The sequence below is a fragment of the Euzebyales bacterium genome, from assembly GCA_035461305.1.
In the GTDB taxonomy this organism is placed as follows: domain Bacteria; phylum Actinomycetota; class Nitriliruptoria; order Euzebyales; family JAHELV01; genus JAHELV01.
Map to the genome: position 1 here is coordinate 68443 of DATHVN010000106.1, position 24947 is coordinate 93389.

Below are 24947 nucleotides of genomic sequence, written 5' to 3' on the forward strand. Positions count from 1 at the left end.
CGTCCCGCACCGCCGGGATGCGGAGGTCGCGCAGCCCGGTCGCGGGCCGGCGCGTCCGGGCGGCCGCGGTCCGCGTGCGAGCGGCGCCGCGATGCCCGGCGCGGCCGCTGGTCCGGCCGCGTGCCGACGTGGTGGCGCGACCGTCCGACGACGCCGTGCGGCTCCCGCCGCCGGCGCGGCCCGACCCGGTGCTCGTACCCGCAGTCCGTGTCGCCGACGCACGACCGGTGGACGGAGTCCCGGTGCGCGAGGTGCCGGCCTGGGAGCCGGTGCGCGAGGTGCCGGCCCGGGCGCCGGAGCGCGAGGTACCGGTCCGCGGGGTGCCAGTGCGCGAGGTGCCGGAGCGGCCGGCCGCGGTGCGCGACGCGGCCGGCCCTCCGGCACGACCGCGCCGTGACCCACGCGTGCCCAGCGTGGTCACGGCTGTGTGGCCAGCACCTGCTTCACCTTGTCGGTGAAGCCCTTGTCGACCTGCCGGTCGACGGGGTCGTGCAGCGCGAACCGTCCGTCACCGTCGACGACCACGAACTGTGGCTCGTCGGGCTCGACCATGCCGAGCTCCTCGACGGCGTAGCGGCGGATGCGCTCCGGGGACTCGAGCTCGGCGACCTCAGCGGTCAGGATCTCGTACCGCTCCTTGAGCTCGTCGACGTCGCTCTGCAGCGTCCAGACCTGCACGGCAGCCTCCGCGGTCTTGGCGCCGACGCTGACGACGGCGAACACTCCGATCGCGGCGATGACCAGGAGCACCAGGGCCAGGCGGGACGAGCGCGGGTTCGACATGACCAGCTGCAGCCGTGGACGCGACGACGCACCCTGCCCACGAACCAGCCGAAGCGGCGCAGCCGACATCACTCCTCCTTCATGGGACCGGGTGCGGTCATCTCGATCGCGCGCAGCTTGGCGCTGCGTGCCCTCGGGTTGCGCGCCACCTCGGCGTCGTCGGGACGGACGACGCCGCGGAACAGCGCGCGTGCCCATGAGCGCCGCCCGCATCCGCAGACCGGCAGGTCGGGAGGGCAGACGCAGGCCGTGATGGCGTCGGCGAACGTCCGCTTGGCGATGCGGTCCTCCAGCGAGTGGTAGCTCAGGACGGCGACCCGCCCACCACGACCGTGCGCCGTGGTGGGCGCCGCCAGCTCCAATGCCTGGGGAAGGGAGGCACGGAAGCGTGCGAGCTCGTCGTTCACCGCGATGCGCAGTGCCTGGAACGTGCGCGTGGCCGGGTGCCGGGCACCGCTGCGGGCACCGGGGGGCATGGCCGAGGCCACCACTTCAGCCAGCTCGCCCGTCGTGTGCAGCGGGCGGGCCGTGACGATGGCACGCGCGATGCGGCCCGCGTGGCGCTCCTCGCCGTAGGTGCGCAGCATGTCGCGCAGCTCGTCGACCGTCGCGGTGTTGACCACGTCAGCTGCGGTCGGCGACCCCGTCGGGTCCATGCGCATGTCAAGGGGCGCGTCGTGGCGGAACGAGAACCCGCGATCGGCACGGTCGAGCTGGAGCGACGAGACACCGAGGTCGTAGAGCACGGCGAGGACGGGCCCGTGATCCGGCGTCAGCTGACCGACCCACTCAGACAACTCGTCATAGCCGACGTGGACCAGGTGCACCCGGGCACGGAAGGCCGCGAGCCGCCGGCCGGCGAGCGCGAGCGCCTCTGGATCGCGGTCGAAGCCGACGAGCGCCACGTCATCGGCGCTGGCCGCCAGCAGGGCCACCGCGTGGCCACCCATCCCGATGGTAGCGTCGACGATGATGCCGGGACCGTCGGCGACCGCGAGCAGGTCGATGATGCGGTCGACGAGCACCGGCTCGTGCGATGACGCCTCCATCGGTGTCGTCACCTCCCCGCCGACGCGTGGGTCGAACAGCCGCAGCATCTAGAACCCGCCCAGGTCGAACGGGTGGTCGGTCTGTGCGAAGTCGGCCATGGCCTGGTCGCGGTAGGCCTCCCAGCGCGCCGTGTCCCACAGCTCGATCTTGGTGTCGGCACCCACCACGGTGACATCGCGGTCGAGGTTGGCGTACTGCCGGAGACGGACGGGGATCGTCACGCGGCCCTGACGGTCGAGCTCGTCGGGGTGAGCCATCGATGTCATCATCCGGGTGAACATGCGCTCACGGCGGTCGGTGGAGCGCAGCCGGCGCAACCCGTCGATCACCCGCTCCCACTCGGGCACTGGGTGGACGGTGATGCAGTTGTCCACTCCCACGGTCATGACGAGGCCCTCTCCAAGCTGTTCGCGGTAGGCGGCCGGGAAGATGACCCGCCCTTTGGGGTCCAACGAGTGCTGGTACTCGCCGAGAAACATCCCACCGTCGGTGGCCACGGGCTGTGGTCTCCCTGCTGCTCGGGGGTCGCGCCGAACGGTGCGAGCGACCGGTGGTCGTCGTCGGTTGCCGCTCGCTCCGTTGGCGCGCCCCGTCCTCCTGCAGCCTCCACATTGCTCCACTTCGCTCCACTTGTCAATGCCGCACGCCACTTGCGTGCCGATTTCACACCACTGTCCGGCCATCGGTGCAGGTCAGGGAGGGTGGTGCGGGGTGGAGGGATCACCCGGCAGTCTGTGCTCACCGTCACACCGGCGGGCGCGATGGCGGCGGATCCGGCCGCGGATTGGCGCCCGTAGCGGCGCATGCCCGAGCCCGGCGCGGTCAGCGCCGGATCAGGTGGAGCGAAGTGGAGGGTCGGACGTCAGGGGGCCACGACGCCGGCGATGTACGGCGCCCAGCACGGGTCGACCGTCCCGACCGCCACCACGAGCCAGAACGCGGCCCGCGGGGCGTACGGGTGACGTGACAGGGACATGCCCGCTTCGTCGGGTGTGCGGTCCTTCTTGTGGGCGTTGCACCGCTCGCAGGCCGCGACCACGTTCTCCCAGACGTGGGGACCGCCCCGGCTGCGCGGCACCACGTGGTCGACGTTCTCCGCGGGGTGGCTGCAGTACTGGCAGCGTCCTTCGTCACGAATGAAGACGCCGCGTCGGCTGAGTGCCGCGCGGCGTCGGTACGGGACGTGGACGTACCGGCGGAGCCGGACGACCGACGGAGCGGGTAACGCCGTCCGCTCCGCCCGGAAGTGGCCGTCGCCGGCGTGCAGCAGGTCGGCCTTGCTGCTGAGGACCAGCACCACCGCCCGCCTGGTGGGCACCACGCACAGCGGCTCCATGCTCGCGTTGAGCACGAGCGCGTGGGAGGACACGCCAGTGACGGCCGCCGCGCGGGGCTCCGGCGACGGCCCGGCACCGTTGGTGCCGTGCAACGCGTGGTGCACCTGCAGTTCCAAGACAGCCACCGCCTGCGCCTCTACGAGGTTGGCGTCCTGCCACAGCCGCGCCACTGTACCAGTGCGCGTCAGTCGCTCGGGGGCCGCACGACCGGGAACCCGGCGATCTCGTTGAGGGTGCTGCCCCACACCAGCACGAGCGACGCCACGGCGTCGTCGCGGTCGTGGTCCTCCCCCAGCACAGCCCAGCAGTAGGCAAAGTGCTCGACCATGGCGACCAGTGCCGACGCGACGGCCCGCGGCGGGGGCTGGTCCGCCTTCCCCGACGCGGCCACGACCGCCGCCACGTGATCGGAGACCCGGTCGACGAACACGCCGCGCGCCTCCAGGTAGCGCACCGAGATCCGACGGTTCTCTCTCGCGGCCTCCAGCCAGGTCCGCAGGATCACCCTGTCGCGCTGGTAGACGTCGAGGAACCCACCGATCACCCGCTCGAGCGCACCCCGGACGTCGTCGGCCATCCACGGCTCGCTGGCCAACGCCATCAGATCGGCCATGCTCCCACGGATCAGGTCCTCCGCCAGCGCCACCTTGTTCTCGTAGTAGGTGTAGAAGGTGCCGTGGCTGACGCCGGCCTGCCGCGTGATGTCGGAGACGCGGGTCGCCTGCCATCCCAGGTCCTCGAACGCCGCGATGGCCGCCCGACGCAGCCGGGCCGCCGTCGGCGCCGATCCCCGCCCGGGCCCGCGCTCCGAGCCACCGACAGGGTGCACCTCGCCCGCCGGCACGTCACGGCCGGCGAACGGATCCTGGGGATCGGCAGCTGCGGTCATCTCGCTTGTCATGGTATCGGCGTGGCCGCCGACCACGGGGCGGGGTCGGTCCGGCCACAGCAAGCCACGGGCGATGAGGCCGCCATCGGGTGCCTGCGGGAAGATACACTCACCCCCACTGGACTGAGGCCTGGCACTGTCGCGAGGGGCACGTCGGTGGACATGAGGGCGGCACGTGACAACTGAGCGCTCCGCGGCACTCGAGCCGACTGTCGTCGCGCACGACTTCGATCAGATCCGGCGCAACGTCGAGCGGGTCTTCGAGGGTGACGACGAGACGGTCACCCTCGCCCTGGTCACACTGCTCGCCGAGGGCCACCTGCTGATCGAGGACGTGCCCGGCGTCGGCAAGACGCTGCTCGCCCGGGCGATCGCCCGCTCCATCTCCTGCAGTGTGCGGCGCATCCAGTTCACACCCGACCTGCTGCCCAGCGACATCACCGGCGTCACCGTCTACAGCCAGCACCACGACGACTTCGAGTTCAAGCCGGGTGCAGTGTTCGCCAACCTCGTGCTCGGCGATGAGATCAACCGGGCCGGGCCCAAGACCCAGTCCGCGCTGCTCGAGGCCATGCAGGAGCGCACGGTCACCGTCGACGGCGTGACCTACGAGCTCGCCGTCCCTTTCATGGTGGTCGCGACCCAGAACCCGGTCGAGCTCGAGGGCACCTATCCGCTCCCTGAGGCGCAGCGTGACCGCTTCCTCATGCGGGTGTCGATCGGCTACCCCTCGGTCGACGAGGAGCTCGCCGTCCTGAAGGGTCACAGCCGGGGTGACCGCCTGCCGGACCTGCAGGCCGTGACCGACGCGCGGTCGATCGCGTCGATGATCACCGCGTGCACCTCTGTGCACGCTGCGCCGGCGGTACAGCGCTACATCGTCGACCTCATCCGCGCCACACGCCGCCACGACGAGGTCACCCTGGGCGCCTCGCCACGGGCCGCGGTCGGACTCCTGCGGGCCGCACGCGCCCTTGCGGCGACCGAGGGCCGCGACTTCGTCACCGCTGATGACATCAAGCGCCTGGCCGTGCCGGTGCTGGCGCACCGCATGATCCTGTCCGCCGAGGCCCAGCTGCACGACCGCACGGCTGCCACCATCCTCGGCGAGCTGCTGCAGTCCGTGCCCATCCCGTCGAGCTGATGCTGACCGCACGGGGCGTCGCGCTGTGCGGTGTCGCCGTCGCAGCTTGGACACTCGGGCGGTTCCTGGGCGTCGACGAGCTCTACGTCGTCAGCGCCGCCGCGGTGGCCATGGTCGTGCTCGCGATCGTCTCGACACGGGTGTCGAGCGCGCGGATCGCCGTGCGCCGCCACACGACCGCGCACCACACCCACCGCGACGAGCGCCTGCCGATCGAGATCGCCCTGCGCAACGACGGTCGGCTGCCAGCGTCCCTGCTGCTCGTGGAGGACCGCCGGCCCTCAGGCATCGCGGACGACGACGACACCGGGGCGCGCTTCGTCGTCCGAGGGCTGCGCCCCCGCCGGCTGGCCGAGCTGCGGTGGCACGCGATCGGGCGACGGCGCGGCCGCTACGCGATCGGCCCGGTGCGCATCCGCGTGCGCGATCCGTTCGGGTTGGCCGAGCGTTCGCGCCGCTACCGCGCCACCGACGACCTCGTCGTCTTCCCCCCGATCGAACCACTCCCATCCGGTGGGACGCGGGGGATCCGCCACGGGGCGGACACGAGCGCCTCCCAGCGTGCGTTCCACCACGGCGACGAGTTCCACACCATGCGCAACTACCTCGTCGGCGACGACCTGCGCTACGTGCACTGGCCGTCGACGGCCCACCGCGGCGAGCTGATGGTGCGCCAGCACGAGCTGCCGTGGCAGGCACGTGCAGTGGTCTACCTCGACAGCCGGACATCGGTGCACGTCGGCGTGGGCGACCGGTCGACGCTCGAGCGGGGAGTGTCCGCGGCGGCCAGCGTGCTGAGCCACCTCGACCGCCAGCGCTACGAGATCGACCTGGTCACCGGTGGCTCGCCGCCGGGCCGATCGGACGGGCGGCTCGAGAGAGCGCTCATCCGGCTCGCGGAGCTTGGGCCCGTCGCCGACGACTCGCCCGCAGCGATCCTGCGGGCCGTCGGGAAGGCGGGCAGTGGCCTGCTGGTCGCCGTCGTCCGGCCCCCGACCAGGCGTGCGGCAACGCCCGACACCGGGCGTGACGACGACCTGGCCGACCACGCGGAGGTGCGGGCGCTCCTGCAGGCCGGTCGTGGCTACCGCACACGGGTTGCGCTGATCGTCGAGCACACCGACGCCGCCCGCTGCGGGATGCTGGCGCGCCTGCTGCGCCTCGCCGGCTGGCGGACCGCCGTCGCCCCCCAGGGAACGCCACTGGCCGACGTCTGGCACCACGCCATGATCGGCGCCGACGTCGGGCGATTCGTCGGGTCACGCCGATGAGCACGCTTCTGGAACGGCCGGTCGAGGAGCGCCGAGCCCAGGCGCGGCCCGGCCGCGAACCACGCCGTAGTTCTTCCGACGTCGGCGCGACGCTCCGCGTCGCCGCGCTGGTCGTGGCGGCGATCCTGCCGTTCGGCCGGGTGTTCATCACCGGTGAGTGGTTCGTCCCCCTGCTGCTGGCCGCGCTCCTGCCCGTGGGGTTGTCGTTCGTGGCGCGACGCGTCGGCCTGCGATGGTGGACGGCGCTCGCGCTCCAGGCCGTGGCCTCCGTGTGGTACACGGCGCTGGTCCTGCTACCGTCGACCCTGTGGGGTGGGGTGATCCCCACACTGGAATCGGCCACGCTCGCGGCCCGCGTGGCCGTCATCGGTGCCGAGCGCATCGCGGTGCTGCCCGCGCCCGTCTACCCCGAGGTCCCGTTGCTGCTGCTCGCCGTTGCGGGCGTGTGGTGGGTGGCAACGAGCATCGACGTGCTCGCGCTGCGCCTGGACGCGCCGGGCAAGGCGATCATCTGCGCGACCACGCTGTGGATCGTTCCGCTCGCGATCGTGCCGAGAGGAGACGCTCCGTGGGTGCTCGCGGCGCCGTTGCTGCTCGCCGGTGCGGCGGTGATGCTCGCACAGGCCGACCGCGACTTCGTCCGCTGGGGGCCACTGGTCACGTCGAGCGCCACCGGCCGCCCCCGGCGCACCGGCCAGCGCCAGTCGTCCGGTGTCGTGCTGGCGGTCTGCGCGCTGGTCGTCGGCGTGCTGCTCGCCGGCCTGCTGCCGGGGTTCGGCGACCCGCCCTGGTACGAGCTGCGGGCACGCTCGACCACGACGCTGACCGACAACCCGATCGTCCAGCTGCGCACGAACCTCGTCGCGACGGACAGTGGCGCGGTCATGCGGGTGCGCTCGACCGAGCCGGTGTACCTGAGATCGACGGCCCTCGACACGTACTCCGACGCCGAGGTGTGGGAGACCTCCGGCATCGAGCCGCGGCCGCTCGACGACGGGTTCGTGCCGGGTGGCAGGTTCACCAACCGCCGACGCGAGGTGCGCGTGCAGGTCGTCGACGTGACCGACGGCGTGCTGGTGCCCGCGCCATCGGGCGCGGTGCTGTTCGACGCCCCTCGCGGGATCACGCCCCGCTACGACCCGCGGACGTCGACGTTCACGTTCGGCGAGGATCGGCTCCAGTCGGGCCAGCGCTACACCGTCGTGTCCAGCCGCCCCCAGCTGAACCCGGACGTGGTGGCGTCGCTCGACACGCCGGCGCCCGCGCGGCTGACGGAGCTGCCCGACTCGGTACCACCGGAGGTCGAGCAGCTCGCTCGGCGCGTCGTCGACGACGCGGGAGCGACCACGCCGTTCACCCAGGCGCTGGCGATCCAGAACGAGCTGCGGACCTGGGAGTACTCGCTGCGTCCCCCGTCCGGGCACAGCGGCGTGGCGATGCGGACCTTCCTCGAGGAGCGCGTCGGCTACTGCGAGCAGTTCGCCGGCACGATGGCCGTCATGCTGCGCACGCTCGGCATCCCCGCGCGCGTGGCCGTCGGGTTCACGCCCGGCACGGTCGATCCCGACGACCCGACGCTCTGGACCGTCAGCTGGGCCAACGCGCACGCCTGGGCCGAGGTGCGCTTCGGCGGCGAGTGGCTCGCGTTCGAGCCGACGCCGCGGTCCGACGGCAACGTGCTCGTGCCGAGCGTCAGCGACATCACCCCCGACGACACTGCGCAGGTGCCCGGCGTCACCGCCGCGGAGGGAGGCGACCCGGCCACCGCGGCGGAGTTCGACATCTTCGACGAGCGCGAGGCGCTGCAGAACCGTGCCAGCCAGGCCACGCCCGCCGGCGGCGTGATCGGCGGCAGAGCCGGCCAGGTCTCCCGCCGGCTGACCGATCCCACCCTCGTCACCGTGGTCGTGCTACTGCTGATCGCCGCCGTGCTCGTCCTGGTCGCGCTGGGCCGGCGGGCCTCGACCGTGACCGGTCCCACTGACCGGATCCTGGCGGTGCGGGACCGCATCGGGCGCCTCGGCCGCGGCCTCGGCGTGCCCGCGCCGGCGTGGGAGACCGATCGCGAGTACCTCGCACGGCTCGCGCCGGACACCGGGTACGCGCGCGAGCTGGCGGCCGCCGTGACCACGGCGCGCTACGCGGCGTCGGTCGACGGCGAGGTCGCGGACCGTGCCGAGCGCGCCGGTGAGGCGCTGAGCGCCGAGCTGCTGGCGGACCGACCGCGATGGCAGCGTACGCTGATCCGCCTGCGCGGCGACATGGTCGCCGGGTGGCGGCGGGTCCGCCGCGTGGCGGCCCGCCGGAGCTGAGTCCGGTCAGCCGGTCAGCGGTCGAGTTCGTCCCGGCGCCGACGGTCCTGGAAGTAGCGGTCGAGGCCCTCGCGCAGCTGCCCGCCGAGCTTGTTGGTCTGCTGCTGCCCCAGCTGCTTGAGCGTCTGCCCGCCGTACACAGCGGTCGCCAACATGATCACGAACCCGGCGACGCCGAACCACAGGTTGACCGCGAAGAACAGCATCACGATGAACCCGAGGACGAACCCGGCCGCGGCGAGCTTGACGCGGCGCCGTGCTTCCGACGATACCGTCTTGGTGCCGACGACCTTCGCAAGCTTGGGATCGTCCTCACGCAATCGCGCTTCGATGTCGCTGAGGATCTGCCGCTCGCGATCCGAGAGGGCCATCGCGCCTCCGTCGATCTTTCACCCGGTCAATCCGTATTGTTGCCCACAACGGTGCCACGCGCACCAGAATCTGCAGCACCGCGACCAACTTCCCGGTCGAAAGGCCCGGGATCGTGAGGCGTCACGTCCCCCCATGTGACAGGTCATCCCGCGACGGAGAGCGGTTCACGCGACCGGCACGGCCGAGCAGTGCCCCGCGGGTCAGCGCGGCATCGCCGAACTGCGCCCTGACACGATCGGCGACCCGTTCGGCGTCCTCCCACCGGGAGGACTGGAACATGTCGAGCTGGACCCCCGCTCCTCCCCCGACGAGTCCGGTGGCGCCGACGCCGAGCAGACGGACGCGCTGACCGGGCGACCAGGCGGTCATGAGCAGCGCCGTGGCGACCGGGTACAGCTGGCCGGCCTCGGCGGTCGGGACATCCAGCGTGCGCGAGCGGGTCCGCGTCACGAACACGGCGTCGCGCACCTTGAGCGTCACCGTCCGGGCACGCACGTCGGCGTCGCGCAGGCGCCGTGCGACCCGCTCGCACAGGTCGAGCAGCGCGCGCTGCAGATCGTCGGGCCGCACCAGGTCGGTCGCGAACGTCTCCTCGGCGCTCAGCCCCTTGGGCTCGACGTCGCTGTGCACCGCGCGGCGGTCGATCCCGTGGGCCAGCGCGCGCAGGTTGGCCGCGGCCGCCCGACCGACCAGTCGGGCGAGCGTGCGCTCGTCCACGGCGCGCAGGTCGCCGACGCGGCGGATGCCGGACGACGCGAGTCGCTGGGCGGTCCGGTCCCCCACGCCCCACAGCTCGGTGACCGGCAGGTCCGCGAGGAACCCGGTGACGTCCGCGGCGGGCAGGTGCAGCAACCCGTCGGGCTTGGCCGTCCTGCTGCACAGCTTGGCGAGGAACTTGTTCGGTGCGACCCCGACGCTGGCAGGCAGGCCCAGCTCGTCGGCGATGCGCGCCCGCAGCAGCACAGCGATCTCGACCGGCGTGCCGAGCAGCCGCACGCTGCCGCCCACGTCGAGGAAGGCCTCGTCGAGCGCGAGGGGCTCGACCAGTGGGGTCACCGATCGGAAGATCTCCCCGAGCGCCGCCGAGACCTCGCGGTACACGTCGAACCGCGGCGCGATGACGACGGCCGACGGGCAGCGCCGCAACGCCTGCGACACCGGCATCGCCGACGTCACGCCGTACCGCCGGGCCTCATAGGAGGCGCTCGCCACGACGCCACGAGCGCCGGTGCCGCCAACCATCAGCGGACGGCCACGCAACCGCGGGTCGTCCCGGGCCTCGACCGCCGCATAGAACGCATCCATGTCGACGTGCAGGATCGGCTCCTGCGGCTGCGCGTGGCGCTGACCCACTGGGTTTGGTCCGGACGGATGCTGGTTCGCTGGAAGCCTACCGGCAAAGGGCATGGGCAGGCCGACACATGGCGTCGGGGTCGGGTCGGCGCGTACTACGGTGGAACGCCCACGAGGGGCGTTGACGAGAGGTCGGTCTGCATGGAACTGGTCTACGGGCCGGTCGTCGCGTTCACGCGGACCGCGTTCGCACTGATGCGCTGGCGGGTGCACGTCTCCGGGGTCGAGCACCTTCCGGCCGAGGGTCCCGCCGTGATCGCGTCCAACCACGTCGGCTACCTCGACTTCGCATTCCTGGGCCGGGCCGCGCTCGAGCGCGGACGGCTGGTCCGGTTCATGGCGAAGCAGGAAGTGTTCGATCACCCGGTCTCGGGTCCGTTGATGCGCGGCATGGGCCACCTGCCCGTCGACCGATTCGGGGGTGCCGTCGCCGCGATCGACACGGCCGTCGCCGCACTGCGCGCCGGCGAGGTCGTCGGCCTGTTCCCCGAGGGCACGATCAGCCGCTCGTTCGTGCCAGCGCGGCCCAAGACTGGCGCGGTCCGCATCACGATGCGCGCGGAGGCGCCATTGATCCCCGCGGCGGTGTGGGGCTCCCAGCGGCTGCTGACGAAGGGGCGCAAGCCGAACTGGCAGAGGAACGTGCCGATCCTGGTCGTCTATGGCCGTCCGATCGACTATGACGCCGACGACACGCCGGCCGACGTCACCGACGAGCTGATCGACCGGATCAGCGCACTGGTCGACGCCGCGGCCACCAGCTACCCTGATCAGCCCGCGGGTGACGACGACCGTTGGTGGCTGCCGGCGCATCTCGGGGGCACGGCGCCGTCGGTCGACGAGGCCGAGGCCATGGCCGACCGCGAGCGACAGGAGCGCTTGACCCGCTGGCGCGCCGAGCGCGCCGGCGGGACTGGCTCCTAGCCGCCCCGTCAGCCCGCCGTGGTGGCGATCTCCGGGTACGGCGACTCTGCACCGGCCAGCTCGTAGGTCTGCAGCGCCTCGCTGACGACCTCCGGCTTGATGTCGCCACCCGCCGCCAGCTCCGACAGGACCGCGACGACGATGCTCTCGGCGTCGATCTGGAAGTGCCGGCGCAGCGCGGGCCGCGTGTCGGACCGCCCCAAGCCGTCGGTGCCCAGCACGCCGAGGCGTCCCGGCACCCAGGGAGCGATCAGCAGCGGCACGGCCTTCTGGTAGTCGGTCACGGCGACGAACGGTCCGCTCGCGTCCCCCAGCACCTCCGTCACGACCGCCGTGCGCGGCTCGGCGTCCGGGTGCAGCCGGTTGTGCTCGTCGACGGCCAGGCCGTCGCGGTGCAACTGGACCCAACCGGGGACGCTCCACAGATCGGCGTCGACGTCCCAGTCCTCGGCGAGCATCTCCTGCGCACGCATCGCACCCGGCGCCGCACTGCCACTTGTCAGAATGTGGGCGCGGTGGGTGCGCTCGCCTTCGGCGGCGCGGAACCGGTAGATGCCACGCACGATGTCGGACTCGTCCACGTCGTCGGGCATCGCCGGCTGCGGCACCGGCTCGTTGTACAGCGTGATGTAGTACATGACGTCCTGCGCAACGTCACCCATCATCCGGTTGATGCCGTCCTCCACGATGGCCGCGATCTCGAACGCGAACGACGGATCGTAGGTGACGACGGCCGGGTTGGTGGCCGCCAGGAGGATCGAGTGGCCGTCCTCGTGCTGCAACCCCTCACCGTTGAGCGTCGTACGTCCGGCCGTGGCGCCGAGTAGGAAGCCGTTTGCACGCTGGTCGGCGGCCTGCCACATCAGATCGCCGGTGCGCTGGAACCCGAACATCGAGTAGAAGATGTAGATGGGCAGCATCGGCTCGCCGTGCGTCGCGTACGACGTCCCCGCGGCGATGAACGACGCCATCGAGCCGTCCTCGGTCAGCCCCTCGTGCAGGATCTGCCCGTCGGTCGCCTCCTTGTAGGACAGCAGCATCTCACGGTCGACCGAGTCGTATAGCTGCCCGATCGGCGAGTAGATCTTCAGCGTGGGGAACAGCGAGTCCATGCCGAAGGTCCGTGCCTCGTCGGGGATGATCGGCACGATCCGCGGTCCGAGCTGCTTGTGCTTGAGCACGTCCTTGAGCAGGCGGACGAACGCCATCGTCGTCGCCACGTCCGAGCCGCCCGAGCCCTTCTTGAGCTCCGTGTACACGTCGCGGTCCGGCAGCTCGATGGTCGTCGCGTCCGTGCGGCGGGCAGGGATCGGGCCACCGAGCGCCGCCCGGCGCTCGCGCATGTAGCGCATCTCCTCGGAGTCCTCGCCCGGGTGGTAGTAGGGCGGTAGGTCACTCTCGAGCTCCTCGTCGGAGATGTCGAGGTATAGGCGGTCGCGGAACTTCTTGAGCGCGCTCTCGGTCAGCTTCTTCATCTGGTGCGTCGCGTTGCGCGCCTCGAAGTCCGGCCCCAGTGTCCACCCCTTGATGGTGTGAGCGAGGATGACGGTCGGCTGGCCCTCGTGCTCGGTCGCCATCTTGAAGGCCGAGTAGACCTTCTGGTAGTCGTGGCCACCGCGGTCGAGGACGGGCAGGTCCTTCTCGGTCAGGTCGGACTCGGCGAGGATGCGCTGCAGCTCCTCCGAGTTGAAGAAATTCTTCTTGATGTACTCGCCGCCCGACGTCGCGTACGTCTGGAACTGGCCGTCGGGCGTCTCGTTCATCTTCTCGACGAGTGCACCCGTGCGGTCGTTGGCGAGCAGGCGATCCCACTTGCGGCCCCACACGACCTTGATGACGTTCCAGCCCGCGCCACGGAACAGGCTCTCGAGCTCCTGGATGATCTTGCCGTTGCCGCGCACGGGGCCGTCGAGGCGTTGCAGGTTGCAGTTGACGACCCAGGTGAGGTTGTCGAGGCCCTCGCGCGATGCCACGGTGAGCGCGCCCTGGGACTGTGGCTCGTCCATCTCACCGTCGCCGATGAAGCACCACACGCGCTGGTTCGACGTGTCCTTGAAGCCACGGTTGTGCAGGTAGCGGTTGAAGCGCGCCTGGTAGATCGACGCGATAGGGCCGAGGCCCATCGACACCGTCGGGAACTCCCAGAACTCCGGCATCAGCCGCGGGTGGGGATAGCTGGCCAGCCCGCCCTCGGTCTGCTCCTGGCGGAACAGGTCGAGGCGCTCCTCGTCGACGCGGCCCTCGAGGTAGGCGCGCGCGTACATGCCCGGCGACGCGTGGCCCTGGTAGAAGATCTGGTCGCCGCGGTCTTCGGTGTCCTTGCCTCGGAAGAACCAGTTGTACCCGACCTCGTACAGCGAGGCGGCCGACGCGTAGGTCGCGATGTGTCCGCCCACGCCGACGCCGGGGCGCTGCGCGCGCGTGACCATGACGGCTGCGTTCCAGCGGATGAACGCCCGGATCCGCCGTTCGGTGTGCTCGTCGCCCGGGAACTCCGGCTCGAGCTCCGGCGGGATGGTGTTGATGTAGTCCGTGGAGGTCAGCGCCGGGACGTTGACTCCCTGGGCCTTGGCGGCCTGCAGTGCGCGCGTCAGCAGGAACCGCGCTCTGTCAGTACCCTCGCGCTCGATGACAGCGTTGACCGACGCGACCCACTCGCGGGTCTCGGCCGGGTCCTCGTCGGCGAGCTGCGTGGGGATGCCGTCAAGAATGGTGTCAGGGTCCTTCATCGAACAACCTCTCGCCTCGCCGACGTGACGTGTCTGTGCAGTGATGTGTACCGCGGATCAGCGAACCGCACGCATCGAATCACCGGATCCGCCGCCGTCGAAGGGCGGTCCGCCCCAGCCCCCGAGGGACGCCGTCTGACTGAGCGGGCGGCGGCGTCGCGGCGCCTGCTCACGGTCGCGGCGGCGGTCGTCCAGCAAGTCGACGCGGCCGGGGTGGCCGAGGGCGATGAACGCCACCGGATCCATCCGGTCCGGCACCGCGAAACGCTCACGTGCCAGGGCGCGGTCGAAGCCGGCCATCTGGTGTGCGACCAGTCCCTCCGCCATCGCCTGCAGGACCAGAGACAGCGACGCGCCGCCCACGTCGTGCAGCGCGCTGGGGTTCAGATCGGTGCTGTCGGGCCAGTAGCGCTCGACCAGGCTGAGCAGCAGCACGGGCGCGCGGTACGCCCAGGTGTTGCCCCGCCGGAGGCATGACCGGGCATCGGACAGCGCGTCCGGGACGTCCTCGTCGAACACGAGGTAGCGCCAGGGCTGGATGTTGCCCGACGACGGCGCCCACCGCGCGGCCTCGAGCAGCACCGCCAGCTGCGCCCTGGGCACGGGTCGGTCGGGGTCGATGGCACGCGAGCTCCACCGGCCCGCCAGGATCTCGAGGATCGGATGGTCGGTCGGTGCGGGGCGCAGTGCCGCGCGCATGGCCGTCAGGTCTGGCGTCACTGGTGCTCCCCTGGTCGAGCATCACGGGGCCGTCGTGGCGTCGGGGCGCTCGAGGTTGTCGAGGAAGCCCTCGGCGACGCCGACCGGGTCCTCGCCCTCCACGACCTGTGCGTTGAGCCGCGCCAGCCTCCCCGTGTCCAGGGCCGTCGTGACCCGTCGCAGGGTCTCCACGACCTGCGGCCGATCCGCCGGCGACCCCTCCCGCACGACCGGAGCGACGACGAAGGCCGGAAAGACACGCAGCTCGTCCTCCACCGGCACGAGATCGGCGGCGCGGGCGGCTCCCGACGTCGCGGTCGCCAGCCCGGCGAAGCACTCGCCCGCACGGACCGCGCCGATCGCCTCGTCCTCGGAGGCGGCGCGCCGGGGCATCCCCGCCGTGTCAATGCCGTACTCGGCGGCGAGGGACGGGAGCCCGTCCGCACGTGCCAGGAAGTCGGGATCCGCGCACAGGCGACGCGTTCCGCTCGACAGCTCGCCGGCCAGCCACCCCATGCCCCGCTGCCCGCCCGCCGGCGGCAGGTCCGAGCGTCGCACCACCAGCGCGAACGTGGCGTTCGCACCGGACGCCTCGAGCCAGCGCAGCCCCTGGTCGGCGTCGGCCTCCCGCACGCGCTCCCACGACTCCAGCGGATCTGCCGGTGGCGCGGTCTCACGCAGGCCGAGCGTCCAGGCTGCGCCCGTGTAGTCCCAGTAGAGGTCCACCTGATCGGCCAGCGCCTGCCGACGCAGGCCGGTCGTGCCGCCGAGCCTGTCCCGCACCTCGACCGGCACGCCCGCGCGCCGCACGGCCTCGTGGGCGATGGCCGCGAGAACCTGCTGCTCCGCCGTCGCGCCCGCGCCGATCACCACGCGCGGTGCCGCACCCGCCTCGGCGCACGCCGACGCGACGCCGCCGGCGACGACCATGACGACGGCGGCCGCGACCAGCCACCGCGGCATCCGGTGTCGTGCGCGCGTCGTCATCGTCATGGTGCGCGGCGCGGGCCTGCGCTGGCGCGTCTCACACCACCGGATCGAGCAGGTCCAGGCGGGACAGCCGCAGTTCGAGCCGTTCGAGCTCGCTGGCGACCGCGGATCCTTGCCTGACGAGCCGCGCGTCGTGGTGCGGGTACAGGATGTGCATGCTGGTCTCGGCGGCGCCGATCTGCCAGCCGACCGCGGCGAAGTACTCGCCCAGCTCGAACTCCCATGTGAACAGCGCCTGTGCGCCGTCGTCGTGCACCCACTCGGTCAGGTAGCGGTTCGGTCGGCGCGCGTACTGCACAACACCTCTGCGGTCGCGTCCTGCCATGCCGAAGCCGAGCGCCACGAGCTCGTTGACGAAGGGATCCTCCATGCGGCCAACAGTACGCCTGCACCCAGGCGGAGGCCAGCCCGCCCCGTCCTACTCGGCGGGCGTGGTCGAGCTGTTGACAAGTGCCTCGATCTCGCTCAGCGCGGCCTGCGGGTTGTCGCCGTACACGCTGCGGATGCGGATGCGGATGCGGCGAGCGACGGGCGGCTCGGGCATGTCGACCCTGAAGTTGGCGTTGCGGTTCGGGAAGCTGGCCGTGTACCGCTTGTCGGCGTCCGGGAAGACGATCGTCACGTCGCGCACGCGGTTGGTTCCGATGAAGCTGCGGTTGCTGCTCTGGTCACCGTTCCACACGAGCAGGTGGTCGATCTTCACGGCCGCCTGCAGACGGAGCTCGACCCACTCACGTTTGCCTTCGCCCTCCGTGCGCCAGGCCGTGGCCGGATCCTGGTCCGACACGAGGCGCGCGGCGCTGTCCGCGGCGGTCGACGAGGCGCGGACCTTGGCGACCTTGGCCTGCGCCGCCTGGGGCACGGGGGCCGCCGGGGCCTGTGGACCGAAGGGACCGACACCGCGCGACGCGAGCATGGCCACTGCCACGGCCACGGCGGCGACGCCCACGACGACGGTGACCAACGCCACCCAGGGAGCCGACTCGGGCTGCACCGGCGGTGCGTCCTCGACCGGCGGGGTCACCTCGACGGACGGCTCGTCGTCCGCCCGGTCGTCGAAGGTCTCGCCGCACCGGGCGCACTGCCAGCGTGCGGCCGAGTTCGGGGCACCACACCTCGGGCAGGCCAGTAGGCGGATCTCCTGGAAGGCCAGCCAGGTGCTTCGGGGCTGCTCCCGCTCACGGGTCGTCACGGCCGTCGCGGTGGAGGTCAGCACCGAGCTGAGCGGCTGGCCGCAGGCGACGCAGAACTGCCCGCCGACGGACGCCACCCCACAGGCCTGACAACTCATGCGTTGTCCTGCCGCCGCGGCCGTGCGCCGTGCGCCCTACGCACCACGCTGCCACCGATCGGGCCTGACATTACGTTCTGTGAACACGATCCTCACACCGAGCATGCCGTCACGCAACGTATCCATCGGCCTGACACTGTTCCACATTCGTTCCAGAAAGTCACGCCAGGTGAACATTATTTGTCGACACCCTGCTGCGACCGGCCCTCAGACGGCCGCCAAGGCACATGATCATATGCTCAGATCTCACGTTCTGTAGTACAAACTGTCTGAATGACCGGTCAATCGTCACGCACCGCTCAAGTCCACTGTCGCTTCACCGCATCCGACGGCACCCGGTCACATCGTGGGCAATCATCGGTCGTCGTGCACATCGGTCCTGAACGGCCTGGCCGGTCACTGATGGCACGTCGCTCGTCCGCTGTGAAGCGGTCCAACCGACGAAGGTATCGGTTGCATGCGCCGATTTCCGCTGAGACGTTGAAGGGTCGTGACACCCCCATACGTAAGGGGGCCAGAGTAACGGGGCCACCGTCGCGCCGCGCCGGTGGTCGACCTCGGACCCCGCGCCGCGCAGCTCGTCGACGACGTGGCGCATCGCTCTCGTCACTCGATTGGCGCCCGGCCGCGTCGTCACCCGGCGACCGCCATGTGCTGGCGCGTCGTGGCTCGAGCACTGGGTGGCATCCTGGCGACGGCCACACAGGAGGCGTGGATGACGGTGCACCCCGAGGCGGCGGTCGGGTTCGGTCGCGCGGCCGACGCCTACGAGAGGGGAAGGCCAGGGTATCCCTCCGAGATGGTCGGTTGGCTGTGCGGGCGGGTGGGCATCGGTGCCGGCCGGCGCGTGCTGGACCTGGCCGCGGGCACGGGCAAGCTGACGCGGGCGCTCGTCGCTACCGGCGCATCGCTGATGGCGGCCGACCCGCTGCACGTCATGCTGCGGACGCTGCGGGACGTGACGGGTGGCGTCGTGCCGGCGGTCACGGCGACGGCGCAGGCGCTGCCGCTGGCCGACGGCACGTTGGACGGGATCGTGGTGGCGCAGGGGTTCCACTGGTTCGACAGCGACGCTGCGCTGACCGAGATGCTCCGGGTCCTGGCGCCGGGCGGGGCGATCGGGCTCGTGTGGAACGTTCGCCGGCCCGACGACCCGCTCCAGGCGGCCATCTCGGCCATCATCGACCCTCACCGCCGCGACACGCCCTCGCACGCCAGCGGGCGATGGCGCAGGGTCGTGGACCGCAGCGTGCTCGTGGACGTGACCGCCAGCCACGCCGTCGCCCACGCGGTGACGACCGACGTCGACGGCCTGGTGGACCGGATCCTGTCGATCAGCTTCGTCTCGGCTCTGCCCGATGCCGAGCGCATGGCGGTCGAGCGACGCGTCCGCGAGGTCGGGACCACAGCGGGCCCGACGCCGGTGCTGCGCTACCGGTGCGAGGGGTACCTGCTCACGCCGCGGTGAGGTCCGTCTCCCGCAGGACCCGCCGCAGGTGGTCGGCGGCACGGTCGCAGTCGTCCGTCGTGACGTCGGCGTGTGTGACGAGGCGCACCGTGGTGGCGTCCATCGCGCCGACCAGCACACCGGCCTCGCGCATGGTCGCGACCACCGTCGCCGCCGGGACCCGCTCGAGGTAGACGATGTTGGTCTGGACCTGGGCGATGTCGACATGCTCTGGCGCAACCTCGGCGGCGGCCACCGCGAGCCGCGTGGCGTTCTCGTGGTCGTCCGCCAGCCGGTCGACCATGAGGTCGAGCGCGACGAGGCCGGCGGCGGCGATCACCCCGGCCTGGCGCATCGCACCGCCGTAGCGTCGCCGCCACAGCGTCGCCTCCGCGATCGCCTCGGCGGTGCCGACCATCACGCTGCCGACCGGTGCGCCCAGCCCCTTCGACAGGCAGAAGCTCAGGGCGTCGACGTGGGTGCCGATCGTCGCGGGCGCCACCCCTCTGGCGACCGCGGCGTTGAACACGCGGGCGCCGTCCATGTACAGGGCCACACCGGCGCCGGCGGTCACGTCGCGCAGGGCCCGCAGGTCCTCCTGGGCGTAGCACGTACCGCCGCCACGGTTGTGCGTGTGCTCGATGCACACCAGCGACGTCGGGGTCAACGGGAAGGTGTCCGGACGGATGGCCGCGGCGACGTCGGCCGCCGCCAGCAGCCCTCGGCGTCCCTGGACGGTCCGGAACTGCACGCCTCCGAGGAGGGCGCCGGCACCGGCCTCGTAGTTGACGACGTGGGCGTCGGCCTCCACCACGACCTCGGTGCCCGGTCGGGCCAGCGTGCGCAACCACACCTGGTTGCACATGATCCCGGAGGGGCACAGCAGCGCGGCCTCCTTGCCGAAGGTCTCCGCTGCACGTTCCTGGAGGCGGGTGACCGTCGGGTCCTCGCCATACACGTCGTCGCCGACCTCGGCATCCGCCATCGCACGGCGCATCGCGTCGGTCGGCCGGGTCACGGTGTCGCTTCGCAGATCGATCACGGGCGTCGATGCTACGCCGCGACGCCGCTGCGCCTGACGTCCCGTGGCATGGGAGCCGACCACCACGGGTAGGTCGCAGTCGATGGTCACGGGAGGCCGACCGCCGCGACGAGCGTCGGGAGGGCTTTCCGCCACGCCCACCGCAGGAGGTGCGCCTTGGCAGGACACGACGAGCAGGAACCCGGCAAGGAGTTCGCCCCGGACCAGACGGTCCCCGAGTCCGAGGAGTCGTCCGCCGCCGTCAAGGGGAGCGGTCGCAAGTTCGATCCCGACATCGGCGACCCCGAGACCGATCCCGAGGCCGAGCGCACCGAGGGATCGGGCAAGGGCTTCGCCCCGAACGTCGACAACCCGGAGTCCGACCCGGAAGCGAAGGGCAAGAAGGGCTCGGGAAAGCAGTTCGAGCCCGGTCGTGACCGGCCGTGACACGAGATCACACAAATGGGACTTGACGCCCCCATCAAGCCTTCATAGGTTCCCGACGGGTCTCCGCCCGGGACCCCACGTCGCATGCGCGGGCCTGAGGACGGTGCACGTACCTGCGTGTGTAGCGCGATGTGCGCGGAACGAATGGAGCGTGTCCGATGGAGGTTTACGTCGCGGAGTTCCTCGGAACGGCGATCCTGATCCTGCTCGGTGACGGAGTCGTCGCCAACGTGCTGCTGAAGAGATCGAAGGGTGAAGCCAGCGGCTGGATCGTCATCACCTTCGGATGGGGGATGGCGGTCGCGATCGCCGTCTACTCCGTGGGCGCGGTCAGCGGCGCCCACATCAACCCCGCAGTCACGATCGGCCTGGCCTCGATCGGCGAGTTCAACTGGTCGCAGGTGCCCGGCTACATCATCGCCCAGATGCTCGGCGCCATGACGGGCGCCGCGCTGGTGTACGCCACCTACCTTCCGCACTGGGGCCTGACCGAGGACCCCGGCCTCAAGCTCGCCGTGTTCTCGACCGGCCCCGAGGTCCGCGACTTCCCGAAGAACGCCGTCACCGAGATCATCGGCACGGCAATGCTGCTGCTGGGCGTGCTCGGAATCACCGCCGGTGCGGGTGGCGCCGTCGGCACGAACGCCTCCGAGGAGATGGCCGCGCTGTACGGCAGCGGCATCGCACCGCTGATCATCGGCCTGCTCGTGTTCGCCATCGGGCTGTCGCTGGGCGGGCCGACCGGCTACGCCATCAACCCGGCCCGTGACCTGGGCCCCCGCATCGTGCACGCCGTCCTGCCGATACCCGACAAGGGTGGCTCCGACTGGCAGTACAGCTGGGTGCCCGTCGTCGGCCCGATCATCGGCGGGATCCTGGGCGCGGTGATCTGGGCGATCCAGCCGTTCACCTAGCACGAGGCGCGCGGGTGGTGACGCATCAGGGGAGTCGTGTCCACGAGGAGTGGGCCCGGCTCCGCGTTCACCCGGCGTTGCGGTGACGACTTCCACGGTGACCGCGGCGGACGGACCCACCGGACGACAGGCGAGGAGACAGCGATGAAGAAGCTCATCAACGATCCCGAGCAGGTGGTCACCGAGGCGCTCGAGGGCATGGCCCTCGCACACCGTGACCTGCTGAAGGTGCATCACGACCCCGATTACATCGTCCGCGCCGACGCGCCCGTGGAGGGCAAGGTCGCCGTCCTCTCGGGCGGCGGCAGCGGGCACGAACCGATGCACGGCGGGTTCGTGGGGCACGGCATGTTGGACGGCGCTTGCCCGGGCGCCGTGTTCACCTCCCCCACCCCCGACCAGGTGCAGGCCGCGACCGAGGCGATCGACGGGGGGGCCGGCGTGCTTCACATCGTCAAGAACTACACCGGTGACGTGGCCAACTTCGAGATGGCCGCAGAGCTCGCGGAGGACGCCAACGTGCGGTCGGTCGTCATCAACGACGACGTCGCGGTCGAGGACTCGCTGTACACGGCCGGACGCCGCGGCGTCGGCGGCACGGTGCTTGCAGAGAAGATCTGCGGAGCGGCCGCGGAGCGGGGCGACGATCTCGACGCCGTCACCCAGCTGTGCGAGCGCGTGAACGCCAACGTGCGGTCGATGGGCATGGCGCTGACCTCGTGCACGGTGCCGCACGCGGGCGAGCCGACGTTCGAGCTCGGTGACGACGAGATGGAGATCGGCATCGGCATCCACGGTGAACCGGGACGCCACCGGATGGCACTCGAGCCCGCCGACCAGATCACGGAACGCCTGCTCACGCCGATCCTCGACGACCTCCCCTTCAGCGAGGGCGACCGCCTGCTGCTGTTCGTCAACGGCATGGGTGGCACGCCCCAGATCGAGCTGTACATCGTCTACCGCGCGGCCGCGAAGCTGTTGGCCGACCGCGGAATCACGGTCGAGCGCAATCTGATCGGCGACTGGATCACGTCGCTGGAGATGGCCGGCATGTCATTGACGCTGCTCAAGCTCGACGACGAGATGGTGGAGCTGTGGGACGCCCCCGTGCATACGCCCGCCATGCGGAAGGGAATGTAGGGCGACGACCTGAGGACCCAACGGCGGCAGGCGAACGCCATGAACATCGGCAACGAGCAGATCATGGGGTTCGTCGAGCGGTTCGCCGACGCGGTGGCCGAGCACCGTCGGCTGCTGACGCGCCTCGACAGCGCGATCGGCGATGCCGACCATGGGGAGAACATGCACCGCGGCATGAAGGCGGCGCTCGAGCGGCTCGACGGTGACACGCCGGCGGACCTGCTCAAGGCCGTCGCGATGGCGCTGGTCTCCAAGGTCGGCGGTGCCGCGGGTCCCCTGTACGGCACGGGCTTCCTGCGCGCCTCCAAAGCCGTCGAGGGCAAGGACGACCTCGACGGCGCCGACCTCGTCGCCGCGCTCGATGCCGCGTTCGCGGGCGTAGCCCAGCGCGGCAAGTCAGAGCGCGGCCAGAAGACGATGCTCGACGCGCTCGGCCCCGCGGTCGACGCCATGCGTGCAGCGGTCGACGACGGCCGCAACCTCGGCGACGCGCTGCGGTCGGCGGCCGAAGCGGCCGATGAGGGCAAGCGTGGGACCGTGCCACTGATCGCTCAGCGGGGCAGGGCCAGCTACCTGGGTGAGCGCAGCATCGGGCACCAGGACCCCGGCGCCACGTCGACGGCGATGCTGATCGCATGCATGACCGGCGACGACGCGCTGGTGGCCACGGCGGCTGAGGACGCGTCCGACAAGGAGCCAGAGGAGGGACCAGGCGTCGACGACGCCTGACAACCGGGATGGGTCGGCGCGGACCGACCTGGAAAGACGAGGGAGCACATGGCCGATTACGTCGGAGCTATCGACCAGGGAACGACCTCCAGCCGCTTCATGATCTTCGATCACGGCGGCAACGAGGTCGGCAAGTCGCAGCTCGAGTTCGAGCAGATCCTGCCGCAGGCCGGCTGGGTCGAGCACGACCCGCTGCACATCTGGCAGTCGGTGCGCAGCGCCGTCGAGCAGGGCATGGGAGGCGCCGGCATCTCCGCGGGCGACCTCGCCGCGATCGGCGTCACGAACCAGCGTGAGACCACGGTCGTATGGAACCCGAAGACGGGCAGGCCCTACCACAACGCGATCGTGTGGCAGGACACCCGCAACGACCGTCTGGTGACCCGACACCAGAACGAAGGCCACGAGGAGACCGTCAGGCAGAAGGCCGGCCTGCCGATCGCGACGTACTTCTCGGGTGGCAAGCTGCAGTGGCTGTTCGAGAACGTCGACGGGCTGCGGGAGGCGGCCGAGAACGGCGACGTGATGTTCGGCAACACCGACACGTGGGTGCTGTGGAACCTCACCGGCGGCACGGACGGCGGTGTGCACGTGACCGATGTCTCCAACGCCAGCCGGACGATGCTGATGAACCTCGAGACGCTCGACTGGGACGACGAGCTGCTCGAGATGTTCGGCGTGCCGCGAGGGATGCTGCCCGAGGTCCGGCCCTCGTCGGATCCGAACCACTACGGCACGACACGGCCGGATGGGCCGATCGGCGGAGAGATCCCACTCTGCGGCGACCTCGGCGACCAACAGGCCGCGGTGGTCGGCCAGGTCTGCTACGACGTCGGCGACGGCAAGAACACCTACGGCACGGGCAACTTCATGCTGCTCAACACCGGCAACGAGGTGGTCCACAGCCAGAACGGCCTGCTCACGACGCTGGGCTACAAGTTCGGCGACGACGATGCGGTGTACTGCCTGGAGGGCTCGATCGCCGTCACCGGTTCTGCCGTGCAGTGGTTGCGTGACCAGTTGGGCATCATCGCCAGCGCCGAAGAGTCCGAGCGCCTGGCCAACAACGTCGAGGACAGTGGCGGCATCGTGTTCGTCCCGGCCTTCTCGGGGCTGTTCGCGCCGTACTGGGACAGCTCGGCACGCGGCGTCGTGGTCGGGTTGTCCCGGTTCAACACCAAGGAGCACTTGGTCCGCGCGACGCTCGAGTCGGTGTGCTACCAGTCCCGCGACGTCGCGGAGGCGATGAACGCCGACTCGGGCGTCGACCTCGAGGTGCTCAAGGTCGACGGCGGCATGACGGCCAACGACACGCTGATGCAGCTGCAGGCCGACATCCTCGGCGTGCCGGTGTCCAGGCCGGTCGTCGCCGAGACGACCGCTCTGGGAGCGGCCTACGCCGCGGGCCTCGCGGTCGGGTTCTGGAACAACACCGACGAGATGCGCGAGAACTGGCTCGAGGACAAGCGCTGGGAGCCGCAGTGGAGCGACGACCAGCGCGAAGAGGGCTACGCCCGCTGGAAGAAGGCAGTCGAGCGCACCCGCGACTGGGTTGACGTCTCGGGCTGAGCGGCCGTCCATGGTCGGCCTGGTGCTCGTCAGCCACTCGGACCGCCTCGTCGAGGGGCTGCGGGACCCGGTCACGCAGATGGAGCCGGAGGTCCCGTTCGCGCTGGCGGGCGGGACCGACGACGGCGAGCTGGGCACCAGCCTCGAGCTGGTGATGGCTGCGATCGACGACGCCGACGGTGGCGACGGCGCGGTCATCCTGTTCGATCTCGGCAGCGCCGAGATGACCGCCGAGTCGGCGCTTGAGTTCCTCGATGACGACCAACGCGACCGCGTGCTGGTCGTGGACGCCCCGCTGGTCGAGGGCGCGATCGCCGCTGCCGGCGCCGCGGGCGGCGGTGCGAACCTCGGCGAGGTCGCTGCTGCGGCCGCGCGCGTGTGCGGTGGGGCGGAGCCGGCCGACGAGGCCGAAGCCGGTGAGCTCGGGCAGGCGGTGGAGCTGCGGCTGACCAACGTCGGCGGGCTGCACGCCCGACCGGCCGGACAGATCAGCCGGGCCGTCCGCCGGCTCGACGCAGAGGTCAGGGTCGAGCGGG

24 protein-coding genes are annotated in these 24947 nt (G+C 71.1%); 11 read left to right on the forward strand and 13 right to left on the reverse strand.

Annotated elements, in window-relative coordinates; translation table 11 throughout:
- Positions 1 to 417 precede the first annotated feature (417 nt).
- The 5 genes from ftsL to VK923_09715 all read right to left on the reverse strand — a co-directional run bounded on the left by ftsL (position 418) and on the right by VK923_09715 (position 4059).
- On the reverse strand, positions 418 to 852 hold the full coding sequence (ftsL, locus tag VK923_09695) for a cell division protein FtsL (protein HSJ44940.1): 435 nt from the start codon (positions 850 to 852) through the stop codon (positions 418 to 420).
- A complete protein-coding gene (rsmH, locus tag VK923_09700; GenBank protein ID HSJ44941.1) occupies positions 852 to 1880 on the reverse strand; it encodes a 16S rRNA (cytosine(1402)-N(4))-methyltransferase RsmH in 1029 nt (342 codons plus the stop codon). The genes ftsL and rsmH overlap by 1 nt, the downstream gene beginning before the upstream one ends.
- The gene (gene mraZ, locus VK923_09705; protein ID HSJ44942.1) at positions 1881 to 2330 is read right to left on the reverse strand and encodes a division/cell wall cluster transcriptional repressor MraZ; all 450 of its coding nucleotides are present in this window, start codon (positions 2328 to 2330) and stop codon (positions 1881 to 1883) included.
- Positions 2331 to 2695: 365 nt separating this feature from the next.
- Positions 2696 to 3295: an HNH endonuclease gene (locus VK923_09710; GenBank protein HSJ44943.1), complete on the reverse strand. Its 600-nt coding sequence runs from the start codon at positions 3293 to 3295 to the stop codon at positions 2696 to 2698.
- A 59-nt stretch (positions 3296 to 3354) separates the two neighbouring features.
- Positions 3355 to 4059, reverse strand: coding sequence for a TetR/AcrR family transcriptional regulator (locus VK923_09715; GenBank protein ID HSJ44944.1), 705 nt, complete (start codon positions 4057 to 4059; stop codon positions 3355 to 3357).
- A gap of 175 nt (positions 4060 to 4234) precedes the next feature.
- On the opposite strand from VK923_09715, the gene VK923_09720 reads away from it, so the two are divergent.
- From VK923_09720 to VK923_09730, 3 genes are read left to right on the forward strand one after another with little or no spacing between them, the layout of a single operon-like run.
- Entirely contained in the window at positions 4235 to 5203 is a 969-nt protein-coding gene (locus tag VK923_09720) for a MoxR family ATPase (protein ID HSJ44945.1), read from the forward strand.
- Entirely contained in the window at positions 5203 to 6474 is a 1272-nt protein-coding gene (locus VK923_09725; GenBank protein ID HSJ44946.1) for a DUF58 domain-containing protein, read from the forward strand. Before VK923_09720 ends, VK923_09725 begins: the two co-directional genes overlap by 1 nt.
- Positions 6471 to 8786: a transglutaminaseTgpA domain-containing protein gene (locus VK923_09730; protein HSJ44947.1), complete on the forward strand. Its 2316-nt coding sequence runs from the start codon at positions 6471 to 6473 to the stop codon at positions 8784 to 8786. Before VK923_09725 ends, VK923_09730 begins: the two co-directional genes overlap by 4 nt.
- A 14-nt stretch (positions 8787 to 8800) precedes the next feature.
- Here VK923_09730 and VK923_09735 read toward each other — a convergent pair whose 3' ends face one another.
- Positions 8801 to 9157, reverse strand: coding sequence for a DUF3040 domain-containing protein (locus VK923_09735; protein HSJ44948.1), 357 nt, complete (start codon positions 9155 to 9157; stop codon positions 8801 to 8803).
- Between the two features lie 121 nt (positions 9158 to 9278).
- Complete coding sequence (locus tag VK923_09740; GenBank protein ID HSJ44949.1) at positions 9279 to 10511, reverse strand: DNA polymerase IV; 1233 nt, start codon at positions 10509 to 10511, stop codon at positions 9279 to 9281.
- 141 nt (positions 10512 to 10652) lie between these two features.
- Here VK923_09740 and VK923_09745 point away from each other — a divergent pair, with 141 nt between their 5' ends.
- On the forward strand, positions 10653 to 11435 hold the full coding sequence (locus VK923_09745) for a lysophospholipid acyltransferase family protein (GenBank protein ID HSJ44950.1): 783 nt from the start codon (positions 10653 to 10655) through the stop codon (positions 11433 to 11435).
- 8 nt (positions 11436 to 11443) lie between these two features.
- Here VK923_09745 and aceE read toward each other — a convergent pair whose 3' ends face one another.
- The 5 genes from aceE to VK923_09770 all read right to left on the reverse strand — a co-directional run bounded on the left by aceE (position 11444) and on the right by VK923_09770 (position 17144).
- Positions 11444 to 14134 (reverse strand): pyruvate dehydrogenase (acetyl-transferring), homodimeric type, encoded by a 2691-nt coding sequence (aceE, locus tag VK923_09750; GenBank protein HSJ44951.1) that lies wholly within the window; start codon positions 14132 to 14134, stop codon positions 11444 to 11446.
- An 87-nt stretch (positions 14135 to 14221) separates the two neighbouring features.
- Positions 14222 to 14884 (reverse strand): nitroreductase family protein, encoded by a 663-nt coding sequence (locus VK923_09755; protein HSJ44952.1) that lies wholly within the window; start codon positions 14882 to 14884, stop codon positions 14222 to 14224.
- A gap of 21 nt (positions 14885 to 14905) precedes the next feature.
- Positions 14906 to 15826 (reverse strand): glycine betaine ABC transporter substrate-binding protein, encoded by a 921-nt coding sequence (locus VK923_09760; GenBank protein HSJ44953.1) that lies wholly within the window; start codon positions 15824 to 15826, stop codon positions 14906 to 14908.
- 61 nt (positions 15827 to 15887) lie between these two features.
- On the reverse strand, positions 15888 to 16223 hold the full coding sequence (locus VK923_09765; protein ID HSJ44954.1) for a hypothetical protein: 336 nt from the start codon (positions 16221 to 16223) through the stop codon (positions 15888 to 15890).
- 48 nt (positions 16224 to 16271) lie between these two features.
- Positions 16272 to 17144 carry a discoidin domain-containing protein gene (locus tag VK923_09770; GenBank protein ID HSJ44955.1) on the reverse strand — a complete coding sequence of 291 codons (873 nt, stop codon included), beginning with the start codon at positions 17142 to 17144 and terminating at the stop codon, positions 16272 to 16274.
- Positions 17145 to 17859: 715 nt separating this feature from the next.
- Between VK923_09770 and VK923_09775 the strand changes: the two genes are divergently transcribed.
- The gene (locus tag VK923_09775; protein HSJ44956.1) at positions 17860 to 18612 is read left to right on the forward strand and encodes a methyltransferase domain-containing protein; all 753 of its coding nucleotides are present in this window, start codon (positions 17860 to 17862) and stop codon (positions 18610 to 18612) included.
- On the opposite strand, the gene VK923_09780 is transcribed toward VK923_09775, so the two are convergent.
- Complete coding sequence (locus VK923_09780; GenBank protein ID HSJ44957.1) at positions 18599 to 19633, reverse strand: GntG family PLP-dependent aldolase; 1035 nt, start codon at positions 19631 to 19633, stop codon at positions 18599 to 18601. The two genes, VK923_09775 and VK923_09780, sit on opposite strands and share 14 nt — an antisense overlap.
- Positions 19634 to 19789: 156 nt before the next feature.
- Between VK923_09780 and VK923_09785 the strand changes: the two genes are divergently transcribed.
- The 6 genes from VK923_09785 to dhaM all read left to right on the forward strand — a co-directional run.
- Positions 19790 to 20059 carry a hypothetical protein gene (locus VK923_09785; GenBank protein ID HSJ44958.1) on the forward strand — a complete coding sequence of 90 codons (270 nt, stop codon included), beginning with the start codon at positions 19790 to 19792 and terminating at the stop codon, positions 20057 to 20059.
- A gap of 158 nt (positions 20060 to 20217) precedes the next feature.
- Positions 20218 to 20973: an MIP/aquaporin family protein gene (locus VK923_09790; GenBank protein HSJ44959.1), complete on the forward strand. Its 756-nt coding sequence runs from the start codon at positions 20218 to 20220 to the stop codon at positions 20971 to 20973.
- 144 nt (positions 20974 to 21117) lie between these two features.
- A complete protein-coding gene (gene dhaK, locus VK923_09795; GenBank protein ID HSJ44960.1) occupies positions 21118 to 22113 on the forward strand; it encodes a dihydroxyacetone kinase subunit DhaK in 996 nt (331 codons plus the stop codon).
- 39 nt (positions 22114 to 22152) lie between these two features.
- A complete protein-coding gene (gene dhaL / locus VK923_09800) occupies positions 22153 to 22842 on the forward strand; it encodes a dihydroxyacetone kinase subunit DhaL (GenBank protein ID HSJ44961.1) in 690 nt (229 codons plus the stop codon).
- 48 nt (positions 22843 to 22890) lie between these two features.
- Positions 22891 to 24411, forward strand: a complete 1521-nt coding sequence (glpK, locus tag VK923_09805) for a glycerol kinase GlpK (GenBank protein HSJ44962.1) — start codon at positions 22891 to 22893, stop codon at positions 24409 to 24411.
- 22 nt (positions 24412 to 24433) lie between these two features.
- A partial coding sequence (gene dhaM, locus VK923_09810) for a dihydroxyacetone kinase phosphoryl donor subunit DhaM (protein ID HSJ44963.1) occupies positions 24434 to 24947 on the forward strand: 514 nt, incomplete at its 3' end.

Bases quoted from the DNA above. Each gene is read 5' to 3' on its own strand.
- dhaK (HSJ44960.1), top strand. From the start codon at position 21,118: ATGAAGAAGCTCATCAACGATCCCGAGCAGGTGGTCACCGAGGCGCTC.
- ftsL (HSJ44940.1), bottom strand. From the start codon at position 852: ATGTCGGCTGCGCCGCTTCGGCTGGTTCGTGGGCAGGGTGCGTCGTCG.
- VK923_09765 (HSJ44954.1), bottom strand. From the start codon at position 16,223: ATGGAGGATCCCTTCGTCAACGAGCTCGTGGCGCTCGGCTTCGGCATG.
- glpK (HSJ44962.1), top strand. From the start codon at position 22,891: ATGGCCGATTACGTCGGAGCTATCGACCAGGGAACGACCTCCAGCCGC.
- VK923_09725 (HSJ44946.1), top strand. From the start codon at position 5,203: ATGCTGACCGCACGGGGCGTCGCGCTGTGCGGTGTCGCCGTCGCAGCT.
- VK923_09730 (HSJ44947.1), top strand. From the start codon at position 6,471: ATGAGCACGCTTCTGGAACGGCCGGTCGAGGAGCGCCGAGCCCAGGCG.
- VK923_09715 (HSJ44944.1), bottom strand. From the start codon at position 4,059: ATGACCGCAGCTGCCGATCCCCAGGATCCGTTCGCCGGCCGTGACGTG.
- VK923_09760 (HSJ44953.1), bottom strand. From the start codon at position 15,826: ATGCCGCGGTGGCTGGTCGCGGCCGCCGTCGTCATGGTCGTCGCCGGC.
- dhaL (HSJ44961.1), top strand. From the start codon at position 22,153: ATGAACATCGGCAACGAGCAGATCATGGGGTTCGTCGAGCGGTTCGCC.
- VK923_09790 (HSJ44959.1), top strand. From the start codon at position 20,218: ATGGAGGTTTACGTCGCGGAGTTCCTCGGAACGGCGATCCTGATCCTG.
- VK923_09745 (HSJ44950.1), top strand. From the start codon at position 10,653: ATGGAACTGGTCTACGGGCCGGTCGTCGCGTTCACGCGGACCGCGTTC.
- rsmH (HSJ44941.1), bottom strand. From the start codon at position 1,880: ATGCTGCGGCTGTTCGACCCACGCGTCGGCGGGGAGGTGACGACACCG.
- VK923_09775 (HSJ44956.1), top strand. From the start codon at position 17,860: ATGACGGTGCACCCCGAGGCGGCGGTCGGGTTCGGTCGCGCGGCCGAC.
- VK923_09770 (HSJ44955.1), bottom strand. From the start codon at position 17,144: ATGAGTTGTCAGGCCTGTGGGGTGGCGTCCGTCGGCGGGCAGTTCTGC.
- VK923_09735 (HSJ44948.1), bottom strand. From the start codon at position 9,157: ATGGCCCTCTCGGATCGCGAGCGGCAGATCCTCAGCGACATCGAAGCG.